At 53.1% G+C, this 19,650-nt stretch carries 15 protein-coding genes, 1 tRNA gene and 1 pseudogene; 8 read left to right on the plus strand and 9 right to left on the minus strand.

All coding sequences use genetic code 11. The features are described 5' to 3' along the window. Positions 1 to 149: 149 nt before the first annotated feature. A complete protein-coding gene (gene dctP, locus HY913_06205; protein ID MBI4962851.1) occupies positions 150 to 1,163 on the plus strand; it encodes a TRAP transporter substrate-binding protein DctP in 1,014 nt (337 codons plus the stop codon). A 182-nt stretch (positions 1,164 to 1,345) separates the two neighbouring features. On the opposite strand, the gene HY913_06210 is transcribed toward dctP, so the two are convergent. Further along, positions 1,346 to 2,179 (minus strand): substrate-binding domain-containing protein, encoded by an 834-nt coding sequence (locus HY913_06210; protein MBI4962852.1) that lies wholly within the window; start codon positions 2,177 to 2,179, stop codon positions 1,346 to 1,348. Positions 2,180 to 2,315: 136 nt separating this feature from the next. Between HY913_06210 and HY913_06215 the strand changes: the two genes are divergently transcribed. From HY913_06215 to HY913_06240, 6 genes and pseudogenes are all read left to right on the plus strand, one after another. After that, a complete protein-coding gene (locus HY913_06215; protein ID MBI4962853.1) occupies positions 2,316 to 3,947 on the plus strand; it encodes a multicopper oxidase family protein in 1,632 nt (543 codons plus the stop codon). A gap of 499 nt (positions 3,948 to 4,446) precedes the next feature. After that, the gene (locus HY913_06220) at positions 4,447 to 5,460 is read left to right on the plus strand and encodes a TAXI family TRAP transporter solute-binding subunit (protein ID MBI4962854.1); all 1,014 of its coding nucleotides are present in this window, start codon (positions 4,447 to 4,449) and stop codon (positions 5,458 to 5,460) included. Continuing rightward, positions 5,457 to 5,936 (plus strand): hypothetical protein, encoded by a 480-nt coding sequence (locus HY913_06225; protein ID MBI4962855.1) that lies wholly within the window; start codon positions 5,457 to 5,459, stop codon positions 5,934 to 5,936. The genes HY913_06220 and HY913_06225 overlap by 4 nt, the downstream gene beginning before the upstream one ends. A gap of 3 nt (positions 5,937 to 5,939) precedes the next feature. Continuing rightward, the gene (locus HY913_06230; protein ID MBI4962856.1) at positions 5,940 to 7,904 is read left to right on the plus strand and encodes a TRAP transporter fused permease subunit; all 1,965 of its coding nucleotides are present in this window, start codon (positions 5,940 to 5,942) and stop codon (positions 7,902 to 7,904) included. A 919-nt stretch (positions 7,905 to 8,823) separates the two neighbouring features. Continuing rightward, positions 8,824 to 9,036 (plus strand): annotated as a pseudogene (locus HY913_06235) (response regulator). A gap of 411 nt (positions 9,037 to 9,447) precedes the next feature. Further along, positions 9,448 to 10,536, plus strand: coding sequence for a hypothetical protein (locus HY913_06240; GenBank protein MBI4962857.1), 1,089 nt, complete (start codon positions 9,448 to 9,450; stop codon positions 10,534 to 10,536). 947 nt (positions 10,537 to 11,483) lie between these two features. Here the strand turns inward: HY913_06240 and HY913_06245 are convergent. The 4 genes from HY913_06245 to rdgC form a co-directional block, all read right to left on the minus strand. Continuing rightward, entirely contained in the window at positions 11,484 to 12,920 is a 1,437-nt protein-coding gene (locus tag HY913_06245; GenBank protein ID MBI4962858.1) for an ATP-binding protein, read from the minus strand. A gap of 599 nt (positions 12,921 to 13,519) precedes the next feature. Continuing rightward, a tRNA-Asn gene (locus tag HY913_06250) sits at positions 13,520 to 13,595 on the minus strand. Between the two features lie 455 nt (positions 13,596 to 14,050). Continuing rightward, on the minus strand, positions 14,051 to 14,590 hold the full coding sequence (locus HY913_06255) for a hypothetical protein (GenBank protein MBI4962859.1): 540 nt from the start codon (positions 14,588 to 14,590) through the stop codon (positions 14,051 to 14,053). A gap of 32 nt (positions 14,591 to 14,622) precedes the next feature. After that, complete coding sequence (rdgC, locus tag HY913_06260) at positions 14,623 to 15,234, minus strand: recombination-associated protein RdgC (protein MBI4962860.1); 612 nt, start codon at positions 15,232 to 15,234, stop codon at positions 14,623 to 14,625. Between the two features lie 198 nt (positions 15,235 to 15,432). Here rdgC and HY913_06265 point away from each other — a divergent pair, with 198 nt between their 5' ends. Beyond that, positions 15,433 to 15,642, plus strand: coding sequence for a dodecin domain-containing protein (locus HY913_06265; GenBank protein ID MBI4962861.1), 210 nt, complete (start codon positions 15,433 to 15,435; stop codon positions 15,640 to 15,642). Between the two features lie 81 nt (positions 15,643 to 15,723). Here HY913_06265 and HY913_06270 read toward each other — a convergent pair whose 3' ends face one another. The 4 genes from HY913_06270 to HY913_06285 all read right to left on the minus strand — a co-directional run bounded on the left by HY913_06270 (position 15,724) and on the right by HY913_06285 (position 19,603). After that, positions 15,724 to 16,383, minus strand: coding sequence for an alpha/beta fold hydrolase (locus HY913_06270; protein ID MBI4962862.1), 660 nt, complete (start codon positions 16,381 to 16,383; stop codon positions 15,724 to 15,726). Positions 16,384 to 16,721: 338 nt separating this feature from the next. Further along, positions 16,722 to 18,419, minus strand: a complete 1,698-nt coding sequence (locus tag HY913_06275) for a hypothetical protein (GenBank protein ID MBI4962863.1) — start codon at positions 18,417 to 18,419, stop codon at positions 16,722 to 16,724. Positions 18,420 to 18,575: 156 nt separating this feature from the next. Beyond that, entirely contained in the window at positions 18,576 to 19,055 is a 480-nt protein-coding gene (locus tag HY913_06280) for a twin-arginine translocase TatA/TatE family subunit (GenBank protein MBI4962864.1), read from the minus strand. 83 nt (positions 19,056 to 19,138) lie between these two features. Further along, positions 19,139 to 19,603, minus strand: a complete 465-nt coding sequence (locus tag HY913_06285; protein MBI4962865.1) for a hypothetical protein — start codon at positions 19,601 to 19,603, stop codon at positions 19,139 to 19,141. Positions 19,604 to 19,650: the final 47 nt, after the last annotated feature.

A 19,650-nucleotide genomic window follows, 5' to 3' on the forward strand; every position in this document is an offset into this window, starting at 1 on the left:
TAATCCGATCCCCCTCGGTCACGGCTTACAAAAGGGGGGAATGACGCGATTTTCTTTATTGTCCTGCTCCCGGCCATGTTTAGTCACGCCTGGGGCGTGATTACCTGCCGTGAACGCAATATAGGTGTGAATCAAAGAAAGGAGTTCAGATGTTGAAAAAAGCTGCGACGGTGCTGGTAGCGACTCTAGTGCTTTGCCTTTGCCCACTGGTTCAAGTTTTCGCGCAGACCACTTTGAGTTTCCAATGCGCCTACCCGGAAAAGGCTAATGTTGGTCAGTCCACGTCATTCTTCGCGAGTGAGGTGGCAAGGTTGACCAACAATCAGGTGCAAGTCAAAATCACCTGGCCAGGCCAAGGCCTTAAAATCACGGAAGTCTTCGACGCGGTCTGCCAGGGCAAACTGGACGGCTATTCCGGTTCCCTTCTGTACTACGCCGACAAGGTGCCCGAGGTGAATTGCCAGTGGCTGCCCTTCAACTGGGCGAACGCGGCTGATGCCAAAGACGTGCTCCTGAACAAGGGTTACTGCCAGGTGATGGCAGACGCGGTCGCCAAACACGGTGTCACATACTTGGGCGCCCTGTCTGTTTCAAGCATGGGCTTGCTAACCAAGTTTCCGGTGACCAAGATCGGAGATCTCAAAGGTAAGAAGATTAGGGCCGTGGGCATGGAGGCCGAGATCATAGAGGCTCTCGGGGCCTCAGCAATCGACATTCCTGCGCCCGAACAGCACAAGGCCTTAAAGGATGGGGTGGTGGACGGCACTGACTTCCCTTGGTACACAGTAGAACAGTACAAGTTCTACGAAGTGCTGAGCCACATAGTAAAACCCGCTTTGCATACCCCGGGAATCATCGAGATTACCATTAACACCAAAACTTTTAAGGCGCTCCCCAACGACCAGCAACAAGCCCTACAAAAGGCGGCTATGAGCGCCATGGAGCGTAGCTTCGCTCAATCCGACGGAATTGACCAAGCGGCTTTGGAGAAGGCCGAGAAGCTTGGCGTGACGGTTTCGGTGATCCCTGAATTCCAGCTTGTCAAGTTCCGGGGAGCAACGAGGTCCCTTTGGAACGCTGAGGCCAAAAAGTCGCAGTACTCTGCCAAGCTGGTAGAAATCTTGCGTGACCACTTGAAGAAATCCATGGGTATTGAGCAGTAGAGGACTTTTGCCCACGAACTTCGGAATCGGAAAGCGGGGAGACCGGGGCGGTTCGTGCAGATGAACCAAGCCACGGGGATAGATGGCCCGGCAGAGCCAGGGGGCTTCATGCCTCCGATTGAATGGCGAGGCAAGGCGAAGGGGTGAGCGCCTTGCCTGCCCTGCCGTGCCTCGCGGGCATCTTATTCAGTCTGCTTTTCCGCGAAGTCCCCAAATCCTTTGATACACGGGTTGTCGGTTTGCGAATTCCAGTAGAGGTAAAAACCGACTGAAATAGGAAAGAGCGTTTCCCTGGTAACCCCGCTCGCCAAGGGATACGGTGCGGAATCCGCCGATTTCTTCAGGCTTAAAATTTTGACACCGCGCTCCCCTATTTTGTCGAAGAACGACGTCGATGTCGGAAGATATCCTATAGCAAAAGATTTTCCGCAGACCACAAGAGTCATGTTATAGGAACTCATCACCAGATGTTCTTTTGTGTACGGAGCGCCTTTCAATACTACCTCCTGAAAGCGAACTCCTATTCCCGATTCCGGTACCGGCCGGATGGTGACCTTTATCGGTTCATTTGGTCCTCCAACCTGGCTCCAGTTGGTGATTTCCCCCTTGAATATTTTTGCCAGTTGCTCCATCGTCAGCTCATTAACACTATTCTTGTCATTTGTAATGACAGCGAGTTCAACTTGGCCAATGTCCTTTGAGGCGAGTGTCAGGCCCTTTTCTCCAGCCAACTTGGTTTCTTCGGCCGTCGGCTTTCTTGTGGACATTACCATATCCGTTTCTCCACCAATCAGCCTCTTAAAACCCAAACCAACACCCGTTCCCGTGACGGTGATGGAGCAGTTCCCCGCTTCTTTCATATACTGCTCCGAATAGGATTGCACTGCGTCGGACAACGCACCCGCCCCGCTAATCCTTACAATCTTCTTTTCCTGGGCCTGGCCGGGACCCGAGGCAAAGCACAAAAGCAACGCCGCCGCAACGGCAATTGGCGTGATGGATCCTGCTCGTCTCATATTCTGACCCCTTCGTGAAAGATCTTTTTTTGTTGTGGAACACTCAAAACAATAGATGGTCAGTTTCCATGAAAACGGAGTTCAAAGTCAAATCAAATCTGGATGCCGCACTGTGCAAGGGGAAAGGACGGACTAAATGGGAGCAAGCACTTTGACCAGGAGGAAATTCCTTCTCGTGGCCGGAGGGCTGACAGCCACTGCAGCCTTGCGTATCGGATCATCATCGGTGGCGATGGCCGCTCGGCCGGTCGGCAGGCCGTTTGAATTCACTGCGAGCATCCTCACACCCGGAAAATGGCCGGACGGGAAGCCGAAGGAGGGGGGTATCTGGGCGATTAACGGGATGTTTCCGGGTCCCACCATCCGCGCCAAGGAAGGTGAGGAGGTCTCCGTTACTTTGTGCAACAACCTTCCGCAACCAACCACCATGCACTGGCACGGCATACACCAGAAGGGAACATGGTTTATGGACGGCGTGGCCATGATCTCTCAGAGACCAATTCAACCCGGAGATTGCTACACATACACCTTCACGGCCTTTCCGGCGGGTACACACTGGTACCACTCTCACACCGGGGTTCAGTACTCTGACGGATTGTTCGGCCCCTTCATCATCGAGGAGAAAGATAACCCTTACAAGAACGACTATGATTATGAGCGGGTCATCATGATCAGCGACTGGTTTCACATCCCTTCAGAGCGGATTCTGGCAAACTTGAAAAAAGGCTTGTACATGGGCATGGCATCCGGCGAAATGGGCGCCAAAATGAAGATGGAAAAGCCGGCTGACGAAATACCCTCCAAAATGCAAATGCGAATGGCTTCCGATAGCGCACCGGACGTTGCCGACGTTCCCTTTGAATCGGCTCTGATCAACGGAAAGGGGAGGTTTGATCCGGGCTCTGAAACCCCTTTGGAGACCTACGAAGTGGCGGAAAAAGATCGAATTCGGTTTCGTGTTATAAACGCCTCTTCAACCTACGCGTTCAGGCTTGCCATCGATGGACATAAACTGTCCGCTATCGCCACTGATGGAGCCCTAACGAAACTCCAGCCAGTGGACAGCCTGCTCATCGACGTAGGAGAGCGATACGATGTTATCGTCAACGCTGATCAGTCGGTGTCAAATTATTGGATTCGAGCCAAGACGCTGGAAGAGGACAAGGAAGACTATGCCCTCGCAGTACTGAGATACAAAGGGGCTCTCCAGGAACTGCCCAAAACGAAAGCGGAATGGGGTGTTTCTCTTAAGGTGACTGACCTCAAGCCGTACTCTCCTTTGGAACTGAAAGCGCCCACCACCAACAAAGTCCTCGTGCTTTCGGGATCGATGATGCCTTACAAGTGGATGGTAAACGGGCAGGTCTTCGAGTTGCCCCAAAAGCCTGCAACCGAAGACAGTGATCCCCCGGATCCACCCGTCACGCAAATGAGATTCAAGCAAGGGGATGTCGTTCGACTGGTCATCGACAACGAATCAAAGATGGGCCACCCGTTTCATTTGCATGGCCACTACTTCCGCGTGCTGGGGTTGGGCGCCAAAGGGGCCGGGAAGTACCGTGGTCAGCCCCTTAATGAGAACGATCCCGTCCAAAAAGATAATCTCAGCATTCCGGCCAAGAGCTGGGCTGTAGTGCAATGGGAGGCTGACAATCCCGGATTCTGGTTCTTCCATTGCCACATTGAATGGCACCTGGCCACAGGCATGGCCATCATGGTCATTGAAGGGGACCCACCGCCCCCGCCGCAGAAGATAGGAAAGGCCTGACAGGTTGTACCTGTTATCGAAGCCTTGACGGCTTCCCGGGCCCGGCTCTCACGGCGGTTGCGCTGCAAATTGGTGGACCAGACGTTTCGCCCGCCGTCATTCCCGTGCAGACGGGAATCCAGACTGGACCCCGAATCGGAGTCCGGGGTGTCGACTGGCCGGCAAGATGCCGGTCCCATCACGCGGTCCGCTCACCACTTCAATTTGCTCGGCGTAACGGAACCCTCAGCCTCTGCCCATGATCGAACTTGAATTTCCCCGGTCCTTTATGCTATTTATGCCCCAAAAGTTCGCGTCCTCCATGGCAAGGCTGCGCGCGGTCAGATCTACGAGACCGGACTCCTTCTTTCCCTCTTTCCGGGGACAAGCTTGGCAAGAACAACACCGCGCAAGAACTACGGCTTCAGTGGCTTGGCGGCCTACAGGCACGTAGGCCGGATCTGCTAAGCGGAGCTGTCGTATTATTGCTGATCAACCTTATAACAACAGGAGGGGTGGCATGAGGCAGAGGCGTGGGATTAAATATGGCTGCGCAATGGGAAGACGTGAATTCCTTAAGCTAACAGCCGCGGTCGGAGGCATCGTGGTCCTTGGAGGGCCTCAGGGCGCCGGCGCCGCCGGGGAAAAGAGGATTTCCGTAGCCACAGGCGGAATGGGTGGCGTATATTTCGTAATGGGGGGCGCCATAGCGGCTGTCATAACCAAGCACGTCCCGAACGTGGAAGCGGCGGCCGAAGTCACTGCCGCCTCCGTGGACAACTGCAAGCTTATAGCCGCCAAGAAATCTGATTTGGGAATCATCATGGGTGACACAGCCTACGATGCCTGGAAGGGGCTCGGCAAATTCAAACAGGCCCTTCCCATACAGAATCTGGCAGTCCTGTACCCGAACTTCATGCATGTCGTGGTTGTGGAAGGGAAAGGGATAGGCAAGGTCGCGGACATGAAGGGTAAAACCATCTCCACAGGCGCGCCGGGGAGCGGGGTCGAGGTTATGGCCCTGAGAATCCTGGAAGCCAACGGGATAAACCCCGACAAAGATATTAAGCGAGATAGGCTGGGAGCATCCGAATCCTCTGGCGCCCTCAAAGATGGAAAGATTGACGGGTACTTCTGGTGTGGCGGTGTACCGACGGCCGCGGTCCTCGATAACGCCGCGTCTCCCGGAATGAAGATCAGTCTAATACCCAATGCTGATTGCATAGACAAGATGGCGGTCAAGTACGGGCCGGTGTATTACCCTGAAATAATTCCAAAGGGCGTTTACAAAGGCGTTGATAACGATGTTCCTGTGGCTGCCGTTGCAAACTGCCTGGTCGCCCATGAAAACATGGACGAGAAATTGGTATATGAAATATTGGCAGCTTTGTTCGATCACAAGGCCGATCTGGTCGCCGTTCACAAGCAGGCTGAGGCCATAAGTCTCGAAAGCGCCGTAAAGGGATCTCCCATCCCTTATCATAAAGGTGCGCAGAAATTCTTTAAGGAAAAGGGACTGAACCTCCAAACATGAAACGCCGTTTGGGGTACGGCGCCAGGGCATGGGTACCGTACCTTTTGGGTGTTGCCGCGATCCTCCTGGTCGTCGGACCGGGCCAAAGTCTCCTAATTGTAGACATCGGTGGCCGCGAGCTTGCACTGCCTGTGTCCGAGGGCGATGTCTTTGTCCACACTTACACCCATTCCATGTATGACGTTCCCGTCAGTGAGAAGTTCAGAATAGAGGGCGATTACTTGAGGCTTGTCCAAGTGACGAGCCTCAGCGAAGCCGCGCTGGAATACTTGGGGATAGAACGCAGGGACGAATTCAACGTGGATCTACGCTGCCGCGGATTTACGATCCCGGCCGGCAGCATTGGGAATCACGTTTTTCAAGTGCGTGACCGCGAGATTGATCTTGGAAACCCAGAAAACCGGGAAGAGGCCATCCAGGTGAAACTGGTCAGGGTCCGCGCCCTGGTATACTTTGTCAGCGCCCTTTGGAGATAGATAATGGAAAACGAGCAACAAACGTGGGTCGTTGAAGAACAGCTTAAGAAGGTTGAAGAAGTCATACAGAAAGAAGAGGGAGTAACCAGGGAACCCAACCCTATCTGGAGCATAATCATCACAGTCCTGGCGGTGGCCAACTCCGTATTCGCCATCTATTGTGCGGTCGGCACTATTACCACTCAAATACTTCGAGGAGTGCATGTAGCAGTTATATTGGTCCTGGTCTTCTTGCACTACCCGGCCTTGAAGAAGTTCAAGAACAAGGTGAACGCCCTTGACATCATTCTGGCACTGCTTGCCGCCTCGTCTATCGGTTACATGCTCTTGGATTTTGAAGAGTTCATTTACAGGGCCGTAACACCGGATCGCTGGGACTTGGTGTTTGGAGTTATCCTGATTCTCCTGATTCTTGAAGCCGCGCGCAGGACTTCCGGTTTGATAATGCCAGTCACGGTGGTGCTCTTTCTCATTTACGCGTATATTGGCCCCTTGCTTCCTCCTCCTTGGACTCACCGAGGTTATGACCTCGAGCGTATCGTCGGGCACATGTATATGACTCTGGAGGGCATTTTCGGCGTTCCAATCGATGTTTCCTCAACCTTCATAATTATGTTTACGATTTTCGGAGCGTTTCTGCGAACGTCCGGTGCGGGCAAGTTCTATGTGGATTTTGCATTTACCGCTCAGGGAAACAAACCAACAGGAGCGGGTCGCACTGTGTGCATGGCGTCGTTCTTTTTGGCAGGCGGGTCGGGGAGTGGAGTAGCTGATACCGTGACGGTCGGTTCCGTTGCCTATCCCATGCTCAAGAAAGCCGGGTACAACAAAGAGAATGCCGGTGGATTGTTGGCGGCCGGTGGCCTGGGCGCGGTGCTCACCCCGCCTGTCATGGGCGCGGCAGCGTTTTTAATTGCAGAGTTCCTGAGGATTTCTTACCTGGATGTCATCAAAATGGCGGCTATTCCGGCGTGCCTTTACTATTGGGGACTTCTGCTCATGGTTGAGTTCGATGCACGCAAATTCGGATTGCGATTGGTGGAGGTGGAAAAAGTTCATACCCTCAGGTCTCTGACTTGGACGTACGGGTACCATTTTCTTCCTGTTATCGTGCTGGTGGCCTCCCTTGTTTCAGGCTTTACTCCGCCCATGGCGGTCTTTTTCGCGATATTGACCTGTTTTTTTGCGTGCTTTATTCGCCGAGAGACCTGGTTCACGCTGGCTAAGATGGTAAATACCCTTAAGCAAGGGACTCTCGCTGTGCTCAACGTAGCTTCCGTTTGCGCCTGCGCCGGTATTATCGTGGGCGTCGTAAGCCTGACCGGTCTCGGTCTGAAGCTTTCCACTATCATCATAACGTATGCAGGGGGAAGCCTCCTACTTACTGCCATATTCACCGGGATATTGTTATGGATAATAGGTTTGGCAGTTCCCATAACAGCTACATACATTATCGCGGCGGTTATTGCCGCTCCGGCCCTTGTAAAGCTTGGCGTGCCCGATTATGCCGCGCACATGTTCATCTTCTACTACGCCGTGCTCTCCGAAGTTTCGCCGCCGACGGCTCTGTCTCCCTTTGCCGCCGCGGCCCTGACCGGAGGAGACCCGTTCAAGACTACTTTGATGGCGTGGAAGTATACTGTTGTGGCTTTTGTGGTACCTTTTATGTTTGTGCTTGACCCTTCCGGGTACGCTCTGCTTCTCAAGGGCAGCGGTTTGCTCGAATCGGTTTGGGTCATCGCAACGTCGTTTCTCGGGGTTGTTGCTTTTGCGTCCGCGGCTTCCGGATGGCTTCTAAAGAGGTCGACGGCGCTGGAGCGTCTGTTGCTGGCCGGCTCCGGATTGTGTCTTGTGCACCCCTCCCCGTGGGCAGACCTGGCCGGGGTTGCTTTATTAGGCGTGGCCGCGCTTTTCCAAGTCTTTGTTGCCAGAGCTTCGTTGAAACAGCCGAATAAGATGGCAAGCTAGACCTCGGCAACCGGGTGGTAGTGGCGATGCGCGGCGGTGCTGCTCGCGCCTTTTGGGAATCCATAAGGGTGCGGGGGACATATTCTCCGGTTCGTTGTCTAACCTATAGATGCGCGGAGTCCATCGGTTGGGGGTTGCCATGAGCAACGATGCCGAGTCAAAAACGAACCTTCTCAAGGAAATTGAACGACTCCGAAACCAAATCGCCGAACTGGAGGCGCAGCGGGCGGATCTCGCGAACGTGCCCCCGTACCAAATGATCAACAGCGGCGAGTTACTGCGCCGCGATTGCTTTATTGAGTTGAAAGAGCCACCCAGACCGCTCCGTGTCGGTTACGAGTCCACGGAATCCATTGAGCTAAGGTCCCTGTTTACCCGCGACGTGACGACTTCCGGCAGCTTCGACGTAAGAGGAGGAATCTGGGCTACAACCTTCGGGAAAGTAATCCAAGCTCTCCCGATCCCCGCTTTCTTACTCGATGAATATCTGGATGTTGCCGTAGCGAATCAGGCCTGCGGAAGATTTACCGCTGCGTACGAAAAAATTCAGGGCAAGCCCTTTGCGAATCTTCTTGGTGGACCATCAGCTATTGAAAAGGCGCAAGCGGTTCTGGGGCGAGTCTTCTCCGACAGGAAGCCACGCGTCAGTGAAGGACCTCTGAGGATAGAAGATTCCATAGTATGGGCTCGCATGACTTTCCGACCCATCCGAATAGTCAACGAGCGCTTTGTCCTAGTGCTGGTCGAAGATCTCACCCGCGAAACCATGCAACTCCATGAAAACGAGATGCTCAGGCAAGAACTGGAGAAACGGGTCGAGGCACGCACAGCGGAATTGCGAAAGACAAACGAGAACCTGAAGAGAGAAGTCGCGGAGCGCACGCGAGCCGAGCAAGAGAGAGAGAAAGTGATCCTTAGGCTTCAGGCCGCTCTAGCCCAGGTCAAGAATCTAAGTGGCCTGCTGCCCATTTGTGCCTCGTGCAAGAAAATAAGAGACGACAAGGGGTACTGGCAGCAAATTGAGGCCTACATTCGCGACCATTCCGAAGCGGATTTCAGCCATGGCCTCTGCCCGGAATGCGCAAAAAAACTGTATCCCGAATTCTTCGACCCGGAGCGCGGCGGGCAATGAAATAACAATGGAATGCCCCTCACCCTGTCCCTCTCCCTAGGGGAGAGGGGACTTGAAAGCGGCTCCAGAGGGCCCCCTCTCCCTGCGGGAGAGGGCTGGGGTGAGGGTAACAAAGCAACTACCTCCGTGATCGTGGCACGATTTAGACTTCCTTTTGGCTTCTGGGACAGGCTCGGCCGTGCGCCTTACGCTCCGCGGGCTCTCCGGTGAAAGATCTCTTGCTTGCATAGATGGAGTGTCCTCGCGTAACTAAAGTGTTACTTTAACCCGCAGGTTTTCCTTGACTTTGTGGCCCAGTTCTAGCTACAAGTTATCTTACGTTCCCAGATTTTCAGCTTGTTTTTTTCTCAGCAGCGCCCCCCACGGGGGGATAGTGCTGTTTTTCATTTTGCATTGGGTTTGGAGGGAGTTATGAGGTCCGCTTACATTAGGTCCAGATGGCTTTTGTGGGTGCTGCCGCTGTTGCTGATCACAACCCTGGCAACCTCGGCAGGTGCACAGGGGCTGTTTGGAATGGGTTCCCCCGGCGAGGCTTTTCTCGGGTCGGTTCCGGGATTCGCCTCGTTCGATGTCGCAGGGATGGTCTTGACGCCGAATGTCCGCGCGGGCCATCAGTGGATAGGTCTGAATTTCAACCTTCCGACTGCATCCGCCATTCCGTTTTTTGGCGCGAGTACTCCCATTGATATTCAGTTGCGCGATGCCCATGTCTGGGTAGGATCCGTGGGGTTGGAGGGCTGGCTGACCCCTGCTTTCTCACTCTTTGTGAATGCTGAAGGCAACGCGAAGAGGAGCGTGGGCGCGGTTACCAGTGAGGAACCGCTCCACGTTGTTGCAGGCGGCTTGTTCCCTTCCCGGTGGGACGCGTCTCATTTGGAATGGTGGGCCGTCGAGGGCGGTTTCGCGTACAGGATCTCGAATAGCTTAGCGGTCTTTGCAGCGTTGAGGCGTGAGCACCTGTCATTCGGTCTGGACAACCCTCGAGATCAGTTCGGAAACCCGATCAATTCCGTTCTAAGCCCTGCTCCGGGCATTGTCATAACAAACACAGCCGGCGCTGACTTCCAGCTCAAGCTTTGGACGCCTTATCTAGGCGTCCGGTTCATGGGGCCCAATTACCGATGCTCGCTTTCTTGGACCCCATTTGTAAGTGCGGCCGTGAAGGTCCCCGATCATTTCGTCAACAACCTCTTTGTCGGCGCTATCCTGTTAACAACCGGCATTGAGTGGAATTACTCGATGTTTCGAACAGGCGCGCAACTTGAGGGGGACTTCGAGTACGATATGAAACTCAGTCCAAACTTTTCGCTCAAGGCCTGGGCCAAGGGGAGTTGGTTGAGCGTCAGGGGAAGGGGCAACCTGGACGAGATATTGAACAATGCCCTCGTTGTTGGGGGAGTGACACTTGCCTCCGCCAGTTTTGCGGGAGCGGCAGATGAAACTGCCACGCTGACTAGAAGCCAGGTCGCTGTGGGCCTTGGCGCGGAACTGAATTTCTGACCAATCGGACATGGACTTGTCCTATGGGGCGGATTTATGCCAATTCGCCATAAAAAATACAACATTGCGAACAGTTGTCATTGCGAGGGCGTGAAGCCCGAAGCAATCTCTGGGGCGAGAGATTGCTTCGTCGCTTCGCTCCTCGCAATGACAGCTAACATCTCGTGTGTTACGACAACAATAGCGAACTGGTATTAGGCCCAATCGTGGCAGTGAGCGTCAAACGAATTACCATTAGCCATGGCCGGCAGGGACCCCGGATCGTGGTCCGGGGCAGGCTCTGGCCGCTACCATAATGTGGTGGCGGTCTCGCGGGACGCGGGATGCCCCACATGTTCATTTACATATAGTGATTCTCGAAAGTTCTTTCTGAATGGAACCGCACTGCTGGACAAGCCAGTCCCGCGTTGGCGGGAAACCCATAAGTCAATCCGTCATTACTTTCGGGAACTGCTATAGAAGCCCAAAGAGGGGGAAAAGGGGTCACCCATAAAAAGGGGCCACTGAATCGGGGATGTGATATTCCCCAACTCAGTGGCCCCTTTTTATGATTATCAAGTCTCGTCTTGGCTCATGCGGCGGCCACATGAGGTGGTTCGGACGTGAGCCAGGAGTGGACCTGCACCCAATCCTCGACTCTCGTGCTGAAACCAAAAATCCCGCGGCGGCTTGTCGGTAACCGAGCGGGATGATTTATCTTGTTTGGCTCCCCGAGTAGTCCCGCGTCGCGCGGGATCGAATCCCGCCTCATGCGGGATTTCGGCTAAAGCCTCAACCATTACACCCTAGTGGTTAACAGTCGCCTGCACTAGGCGTAGAATCACCAAAAACAAGATGTTGTCGGCTAAGCCCGTTGCAAGAACCCACGACAATCCATAACCGTCCGTAACCGAATCCCGCAAAAGTCCCGCACTCTTTTTCTCGTAGTCTCTTTAGCTTCACGAGGCCTACTCGATAGCGCATTCATCGCCCACTGATGTAATGCCTCGTCCTTTGATCAGATTCCGGCCAACAGAATAGCAGTACAGACTTGCAGGGATGAATTCCATGCGGATATTTTCAACGACTTGAATTGCCGATACACTACGAGATGTAATAGTCACTTCTTCCAGATTATTGGAATGGCAGAACTGCATGACGCTCTTAAGTTCCCAAGGGTTTTGAACAAACCTGTCACTCCATTTAACTTCAACCGCCCAGCAGAGCCGCTGCCGATGGTCCAGATAGACTATGTCAACTTCGCCGTCCCTCCATCTTGCATAATTCAGAGACTCATCTGAATGAAACCACTGCGACAAGATGCCTGTCTCAGCAAGCGGTCCGACAAATTCATCGTTTTCACCAATTGGCGAAAATAGCGCGCTGCGCATGGAAGGATTGGTCAGATAAATCTTGAAGTAATTGGCACGTCGAAACCTTTTGGCCGTTCGATCAATCCGGTGAACGACTTTGATGAGAAATGCCGCTTCGAGATATTCTATGTAGCGCTTAATTGTATTCTTGGCCGCCCCCGAATTGCGTGAAAGTTCATCCAGTGAGACCTCATTAGCAGTATTAAAGGCTAACGTAGTAAATAGGTAATTCAATTCTTGAATATCCTGAATTCCATACAAGCTGGGCAGATCACGTAAAAGCACTTTGTCAATTATATCCGCCTTAACAAATCGAGCCGGGTCAGACTGGATCCGCTCCGAAAAGATTACTTCCGGATAGCCTCCAAAATTGAGGTAATGCACAAAGGCGTCATTTAGTGCCCTGATATCAGGAGCCGTGACGGACAAAGCAGAGTCGTCAGAGTCAACCAAGTCATCCTTTCCGAGCAAGTCGAGGTATTCATGAAATGTGAGTGGAGGAAGCAAGAAATCCGTAAAACGCCCGGCTCCCGATTCCCTGCTTCTTAATCGTAATGCCGCCGCCGCCGACCCCGAGGCAGTGAATTTGATATGTGGGTTCGTGTCGACAACTGCCTTCAGATGGATCTCCCAATCTTTCAAATATTGAATTTCATCAAAAAACACAAAGAGTTGTCTGTCCGTAAGGGTAACTCCGCTTGCTTTAGAGAACAGCTCTAGCAATACCTGCAGGCTCAACCCATTGTAAATTGGATGATCAACTGAAATGTAGCATATTTGTTTTGGGTCAATGCCATCGTCAATTAGTCGTTGTATTATGTGGTGAATTAGGACTGTCTTCCCAACACGCCGGGGTCCCATCAATAAGATTGCTCTCCTGACCGAGATTTCCTCCACTAAAGGGAGCAAGAGATCGAAATAAGCGCGATGACGAAATCGGTAGTACAAATCCGTGATGCGATAGGGGTCATTCCACCACATGTTTTCCGTCTGGATTCTCTTTATCACCTGCGCTTGCGGGATTGGCTCCATGTCACCTCTTCAGAAGTATCAAGAATGTGATACCCAAGGTACTGACTTCACCATTAAAGTCAAGCTATTAATCTTATCTGTCAATTGGGTAAATCATCTTTATATAACAATAGGTTGACTACGCACGTTAAAATCCGGGCAATGGTGAACCTCCCGCTTCGCCAAATCCCGTGGCAAATTCGGGGGACTCCACACTTAATTCATTGTCTGTCTCCTGCGGATGGGCGCATGTTTAGATGCCACGAGCAGTCCGTGGGCGAGCCTTGAGAGAGAGCGAGCCTGTCCAAAGATTAGAGAAGGCGTCCGTTGGGATTTACCGGAGAAGAAACCTCGGCCAGCGGCCCCAAAGCAAAAGAAATTGATCGTGGCGTCCCCGGTATTTCGGAATTCCGCGGAATTCCGGAGGACCGGCCAAACCTCTGCTTCCATGCGTCGGGAAGGATCACGACCCACTATTCCTCGCCGGAGTTGATCAATTTGATTCAAGCCTCAGAGCGGGGTTGCCCCAAGACTTGGCACAAAATTGGCGTAAGCCTGGTTCCGAGACGAAAAATCCCGCTGCGGCTTGTCGGTAACCGAGCGGGATGATTTATCTTTTTTGGCTCCCCGAGTAGGACTCGAACCTACAACCTAGTGGTTAACAGCCACCCGCTCTGCCAATTGAGCTATCGGGGAATAAATGTAGCAAAGTCTCCGGTCTTGGGGCCGGCAAGGTCGACCTGTCATCCCCAACCTGAGACCGTTTATTTTGGATCATAAGACATTGCTTGTCAATGCCCAAATGTCCCTTGAGGGTAAGCATTCAGTGACGTGCGGGAGCGCCTCCCATGCCCCCAAGGGGCAGCCCAACAGTAGCCACGGGCGTGAGCCCGTGGAGAACCGTCCACACAATCATTTGGATCACCGGCCCTGGAGGGGTCGACCATAAATGTGAGTTGGACTTCGGGATTGGTCGACCCCTCCAGGGTCGATGATTCAGGGCCGTAGCAGTACTTCCGGTCCACGGGTTACACCCGTGGCTACCATTGGTACGCCCCTTCAGGGCTCAGAATTTTTTCTACCCCCGCAAGACTGAATGCTTACCCCATGAGGTCAAGAGTCTCCCTACCCTTCCCGGCCGTTCCACGCCTCTAAGCGGAAGTTGACTCCACCCAGCGCCGCAAAGCGGGGAGTTCCTCGGTTTCCCACTGGTCGGATGTCCTGAGCTTCAGGAAGTACGCGAAAAGCGAGTCCACGATCTCCATGCTCTCCTCAATCAGCGAAACCTTCTCCAGGAACGCTCCTTCAACAGGTTCTTCCTCGTCCGCGTCCGATGCAGGAAGAATGGGCGGAGTCCTCAGTGACCCGAAGGAAAACCATGTGCCTTTGAGTATCATGGTAAAGTCGTTGTCGGCAGCCCTCACCGAAATCCTCGCCTCTTCGATTTTCTTGCCTTCCCTGAGCGCCGCGAGGCCTTCTCTAAGCTCGGAATACTCGCCCTTGAGCATCACTGTCTGGGGTGTTTCCGCGTCCGAGAGGTCCAGGGTCATTCTGTCCAGGAAAAGCACCTCGGCAGCTTTATTTCCCGGCATCTCGATTCGCCCTCCGGCCCGGTCGGACTTGAACCAGAGCCACGTAAGAAACTCTCGGCCCAGAAAGGCCTTTTGGCTTAATATATCTATAAAATCCATACTGTTATGTTCCTTATTCCTTTTCGGTTGGGTCAAGGGGCCATGGAGCACGGTTTTAATTGCTCGAGTACCAGTTGCTGTGACTTCTCCGTAAGCAATTCCGTAGCTCGGATGTATGGAATCAAGGGCACCAGAGTCAGTCCGAAGCATTTCTTGAAATGGCCTTCCATCCTGTCCCTGGCCTTGACCGAGTGGCTGCCGAAATAAGCCACAGATTTCGACGTGTCCCAGATCAGGTCGAAAACCTGGATGGACGGGAACACCTGGCGCTTCAGGGTCTCCTTGACGCGCTCCTTGAGTTCCCGACGCTGAGCGGAAGAGAGCCTCTGTCTTCCTGATTCTTCCAGGAGCTTCGCGCTTTCCTTCCGGACTTGTATCTCGAGTATTCGAGGCGGGACGCGGACCGTATCTATACGGAGGGAAAGCGCAACGTAATTCCCTCGAAGATAAGAGGCTCCCTTGAAGTCATTGGCTGCGAAATCCTCCATCGCTACCCATCCCATGCCTACCTCATCTCCCGTGGTGTCGATCTCTCTGAACGCGCCTTTTCTTACCCCTTCATCCACTGAATCCCAGAAAGAACCCGCCAATTCGCCGCGAACCCGATATCGCATGATGGAAACAGACCGTGATAGAAGCCCCATTTGTTGCACCCTGTGTTTGGATTTTTGTGGCGAATTAGAATAGTTCAAAAACCTCCGGCTAGCAACCCCTTCCAATCAATGGCACCCATAGCCTGGATTCGGCCTCCGGCCTTGACAGCGGCGCGAGCAATGTGAGACAAAACGTGTCGGACTAATTAATTTTTTCAGATACTTGCAATGTTGCTAGGAGGCAGGAAAATGTCTGTGGTTAAGATTATCGAGTTGGTGGGCGAATCGCAATTGGGATGGGACGACGCCATGAAGCAGGTCATTGCCGAGGCTCAGAAAACCCTGCGCGGCATAACTCGAATCGGCGTGGTCGAGCAGGACGTTCGAATGATAAACGATCAAATAGATGTGTGGCGGGTGCGCGCGAAAGTGTCATTCCGGGTCGAGCGCCCTCTTTAGTTCACGGGAAAAGTTCTCCGGGTCAATGCGCTGGTTATTGTCTGGTTCCCAGGCCGAGCCCGAGAACGAGGAGAGCATTGGTCATTCGGCCTTGTTGTCCAGGGGATAGATATCCAAGAATGAGTTGACTTCGCTGATAAGGGCTTCCTCGCGGCCTACGTGGAAGTGGTCGGTCCCTGGCAGGATTTTGCCGACCTTCGGGTTCGGGATTTCATCCAGCAGTTGCCGGAACTTGGGCAAAGAGCAAACAAAATCGTTATCACCCGCCACCAGTAGCTTGGGCCTGTTTTCTTCCTTGAGAAAGCTGAAGTCATACTCATCCACCGGCGGTGAGATCCCGATCAGCCTGGAAGGTCGTGGGTCGCTAGCGGCCGCGTGCAGGGCCACCCAGCAGCCAAAAGAGTACCCTGCCAGGACCAGCTTCGTTGGGTCCAATTGATCGAGGCCTTCTGCGAAATCCAGGGCCGCTCGCACGTCTTCAATTTCGTCTATACCCCCTCCGTAAGCCCCTTCGCTTCCGCCGGTGCCCCTGAAGTTGAATCGAAGGCAGATCAGGTTTTGCTCCAGGAAGGCTTTTCTCAAGGCCCTCACCACATTGTTGAACATGTTGCCGCCGAACTGGGGATGGGGGTGGCAAACCACCGCTCCTCCCAGACGCATGGCAGTGTTGTCAGGAACCTCCAGAACGCCTTCAAGAACAATACTTCCGCAACGAATAGGCACTTCTTCACGGGTTACCATATCTCTCGCGGTCAGGAATCCTCTGCGGAAATCCCTCTCGCTAACCTCCTTTCAATAAACGTCTCTAAAATAACGGATGGTTCTTTGACATCGAAGGTTTTGCCTATGCTGTGACGATAGGGCTCTCAGGCTTTACTTCAAGATGCGACCCGGAAACATCATTGCGAGGAGTGAAACCGCAAAGCAACTCCATGGGTGGGACAGGCGTCTCGCCTGTCTATTGAAATGAAGGGCAAGATGCCCGTCCCACCAAAGAATAAGATTGCCTGAAGATGCGTCCTTGCAACAATTGTTTCATTGCCCATCGCATCATTAAACGAAGCAATCGCTTCGGTCAATCATATCTCCAGCTCCGTAATTCGTGCCAAGGCGGCTCTGAGCGGCTGGATTACAATGAACCCCGTCACGGCAATCGCCCCGACAAAACACCCTGCGATTAACAGGTAATCCCGCGTCCTGAACATATGCTCAAAGTAGGGCGCGGTCACTATTCGGTATACCGGGAAAGCTTCCAGCAGAACCACAGCGGAGACGGCCAACGCGGAATAGATCATGGTTACAAGCCCCCCGAAGCTGGTGAAAGCTCTGTTGGGGTCTGCTTGCTTGAAATCCGCGTAAATGACTCCCATACCGACGGAGAGAGCTGTTATGCCCAATGTTAGGCCCGCGACCGTGACTGTAGAGATCAGGGAAATAGCGAGCCCCAGGCCGAGCAGCCTGTTTGTGGCTATGACAAGGATTAGCCCCAAAAACAGCATCGGAACCAGATAGAAAACGAACTTTACCCACAAAACCTTGCGCAGCCCAACCGGCGAAGCCTTCAGGACCCAGAAAGCCCTGCCTTCCGACGAGACGGCGGGGAAAAGGAATCTGACCCCCAAAGACGACAGTACAAACCCTGCCAGCCCGATGTTCAAGAAAGCGACAGCGCTCTTCAACATTAATGTCGCCTCGGGTGTCTCCAGGGAGGGTAAGACGCTGAAGTTATACAAATAGACCACTATAAGTGCGAGTAACAATAGGAGTTGACTCAGGCGCCCCCAATCCCTCGCCATCAGGAGCATTTCCTTGATCACCAGCCGAACCGTGGACTGGTCCATTCTCCAACCAAGGACTCTAGCCAGAAAGGTCACAGCGCGACTTTTGGTCAATCGTGCCCCTTTTGACTCAACGGCTTTGGAATAACCATAAAAGTGCATGGCCTCGTGGCCGTGGCCGACCAATCGGTATGCCGCGACCGCGCCGAGAACGAGCAGCCCCATGAACAGCGGCGTCCGCTCAAAGCCGTAACCGGTGATGTATGGTCGCAGCGCCTCCATCAGCCAGGTTGTAGGCAGCAAAGGCGAGGATGATTCGGACATTATCGAAAGATAGTCCATCACGGAAGCGAACCCTTCCGGGTTGAGAAACTCCTCCGGACGGATCATTCGGAACAACAAATAGACGCCGACAAAAATCAACAGGCCGACAAATACGAATAGGTCCCTCAGCCGCCTGACCGGGAAAGTCCTTACCAGGGTCTGAACAACAAAGACCGCTACCGAAGTGGTAATAACCAATAGAGACAAAAACCCGACAAGGCTGAGTGCGTAAAAGGTCCACGGAACTGAGAAGACTCTGCCATATGCCAGGAAAACCGGCAGGCCAAATAAAACGACCATCCACGAAGCATCTACCATCGTCTCCAGGAACCGCGCGGTATACAGCGAGCTAATCGCAACGGGCGCGGCCATTACCAGTTCCAGATCTTCCGAAAGATAAAACGTGGAAAATGTGGTTATGATATTGCTAATGATTACTACAAAAGCGAACGTCATCAGTATCATTGACAAAAGCTTGGTGGCTGCGACAGTGCCGAACATTTCTTCCGACGTAAAATAGATCAATGACTTCACAAAGGCCACGTATATAACGACCCATAGGGCGACGACCAGGATTGTCAGGAAGGGAAGGCGCATTTTTTCCGTTCGTCTGTTTTTCAGAATGTTGCGGAATTTTTTCCAGCGCGGGCTCAGAAGAAGGAGAATTTCGCTCATAGCCAATCCTTCAGATTTCTCGTGCGGGCTGACATGACGTTGCTAAGACACAATCGTATGGTACTCGCCGGCCTTACAGTTTTCCCATTCGAGAAGCCGGTCTCGTTGTCCCTCTGTAGCTTGGGGAATTCAACGAACGTTCGATCCCATTGAAGGCTATTTTGATTTATCCTCGGGTTTGCTTTCGGCATCGAGGGTCTTGGCTTGCGCTTGACCAGGGTTCGCTTGCACAGGCTGGTCCCCAACCGCATCCTTTTGGATTTCATCCAAGGCGGGTTCTTTAAACTCCTCTGCGTTGGCGGCCGAAGCTTCGTCCGGCTTTTCTTCTTCTTTGGAGCTTTCCAGCAGGTCCGCGTAGAAATCCGGCCCTGATTTCTCGCCGGGAGAAGGGATCAGGCCCTGATCCTTTGGCGGAGACGGAGTCGGCTCAGGTTTATGAGTCGGCGGTTCCGGGTAGTGATTCGTGGAGGTCAGCGCGTCCAGGTCGACCGAATTGCGAACATCCGATGCCATCTTTTGGATTTCCCGGTACAATTTCCCCAATACCCGAGCAGTTTCCGTAAGCTGCTTCGGGCCCAGAACAATCAGGGCCACCACCAGGATCAAAACCACTTCCCACATTGATATGCCGAACACGGAACAGTCTCCAGTCTGGTCTAATTTGCATCATTGTAGCACAAGACGCTTTTCAACACTAAGTTCGTCGACTTCGTGGCCCCCTAGACCTCACCTTCCGTGGAGACAACCCTGTCCACATAAAATATGTCCATGTAATAAGGACCCCCGCCCCAGGACTCTATCAGCAGCGATATATTCCCAATGAGGGCGTCCAGCCGCGCATCCAACGAGCTAAAGGCGGTGCCTTCATCCGACAAAGGCTGCATCCAATCCAAGACCGCGGCCCTCAAACATATTTTGACCTCGAACCCCTGGCCCGCTTTCATTATGATCACTTGACCGCAGTGATTCTTCTCTTCCAGCGCATCCGGATGTTTAATATCGTACAATTCCACGTCGAGGCCGCGAATAGTGCGGAGAAGTTCCACTTTTCGCATTTCCCGATCAAAGAGGATTTCGGATTTCTCGTTACAGGTCCCGCAAAGTGCGGCTTCGTCTTTTGGCAAGGTAGCTTCGTTGTCTCCGCAAATCGCGCAAACTCGATCCGACGAGACTGGTAAAGACATGACCCTCTCTCCTGTAAACCGCTGCGGCTCGGACTTGCTCCATTTGA

This window comes from Desulfomonile tiedjei (assembly GCA_016212925.1).
Taxonomy (GTDB): domain Bacteria; phylum Desulfobacterota; class Desulfomonilia; order Desulfomonilales; family Desulfomonilaceae; genus JACRDF01.

Coding starts and splice junctions, on each gene's coding strand:
- HY913_06285 (MBI4962865.1), bottom strand. CDS start 19,603: ATGTCTTTACCAGTCTCGTCGGATCGAGTTTGCGCGATTTGCGGAGAC.
- dctP (MBI4962851.1), top strand. CDS start 150: ATGTTGAAAAAAGCTGCGACGGTGCTGGTAGCGACTCTAGTGCTTTGC.
- HY913_06275 (MBI4962863.1), bottom strand. CDS start 18,419: ATGAGCGAAATTCTCCTTCTTCTGAGCCCGCGCTGGAAAAAATTCCGC.
- HY913_06215 (MBI4962853.1), top strand. CDS start 2,316: ATGGGAGCAAGCACTTTGACCAGGAGGAAATTCCTTCTCGTGGCCGGA.
- HY913_06220 (MBI4962854.1), top strand. CDS start 4,447: ATGAGGCAGAGGCGTGGGATTAAATATGGCTGCGCAATGGGAAGACGT.
- HY913_06240 (MBI4962857.1), top strand. CDS start 9,448: ATGAGGTCCGCTTACATTAGGTCCAGATGGCTTTTGTGGGTGCTGCCG.
- rdgC (MBI4962860.1), bottom strand. CDS start 15,234: ATGGGGCTTCTATCACGGTCTGTTTCCATCATGCGATATCGGGTTCGC.
- HY913_06265 (MBI4962861.1), top strand. CDS start 15,433: ATGTCTGTGGTTAAGATTATCGAGTTGGTGGGCGAATCGCAATTGGGA.
- HY913_06225 (MBI4962855.1), top strand. CDS start 5,457: ATGAAACGCCGTTTGGGGTACGGCGCCAGGGCATGGGTACCGTACCTT.
- HY913_06230 (MBI4962856.1), top strand. CDS start 5,940: ATGGAAAACGAGCAACAAACGTGGGTCGTTGAAGAACAGCTTAAGAAG.
- HY913_06210 (MBI4962852.1), bottom strand. CDS start 2,179: ATGAGACGAGCAGGATCCATCACGCCAATTGCCGTTGCGGCGGCGTTG.
- HY913_06270 (MBI4962862.1), bottom strand. CDS start 16,383: ATGGTAACCCGTGAAGAAGTGCCTATTCGTTGCGGAAGTATTGTTCTT.
- HY913_06255 (MBI4962859.1), bottom strand. CDS start 14,590: ATGGATTTTATAGATATATTAAGCCAAAAGGCCTTTCTGGGCCGAGAG.
- HY913_06245 (MBI4962858.1), bottom strand. CDS start 12,920: ATGGAGCCAATCCCGCAAGCGCAGGTGATAAAGAGAATCCAGACGGAA.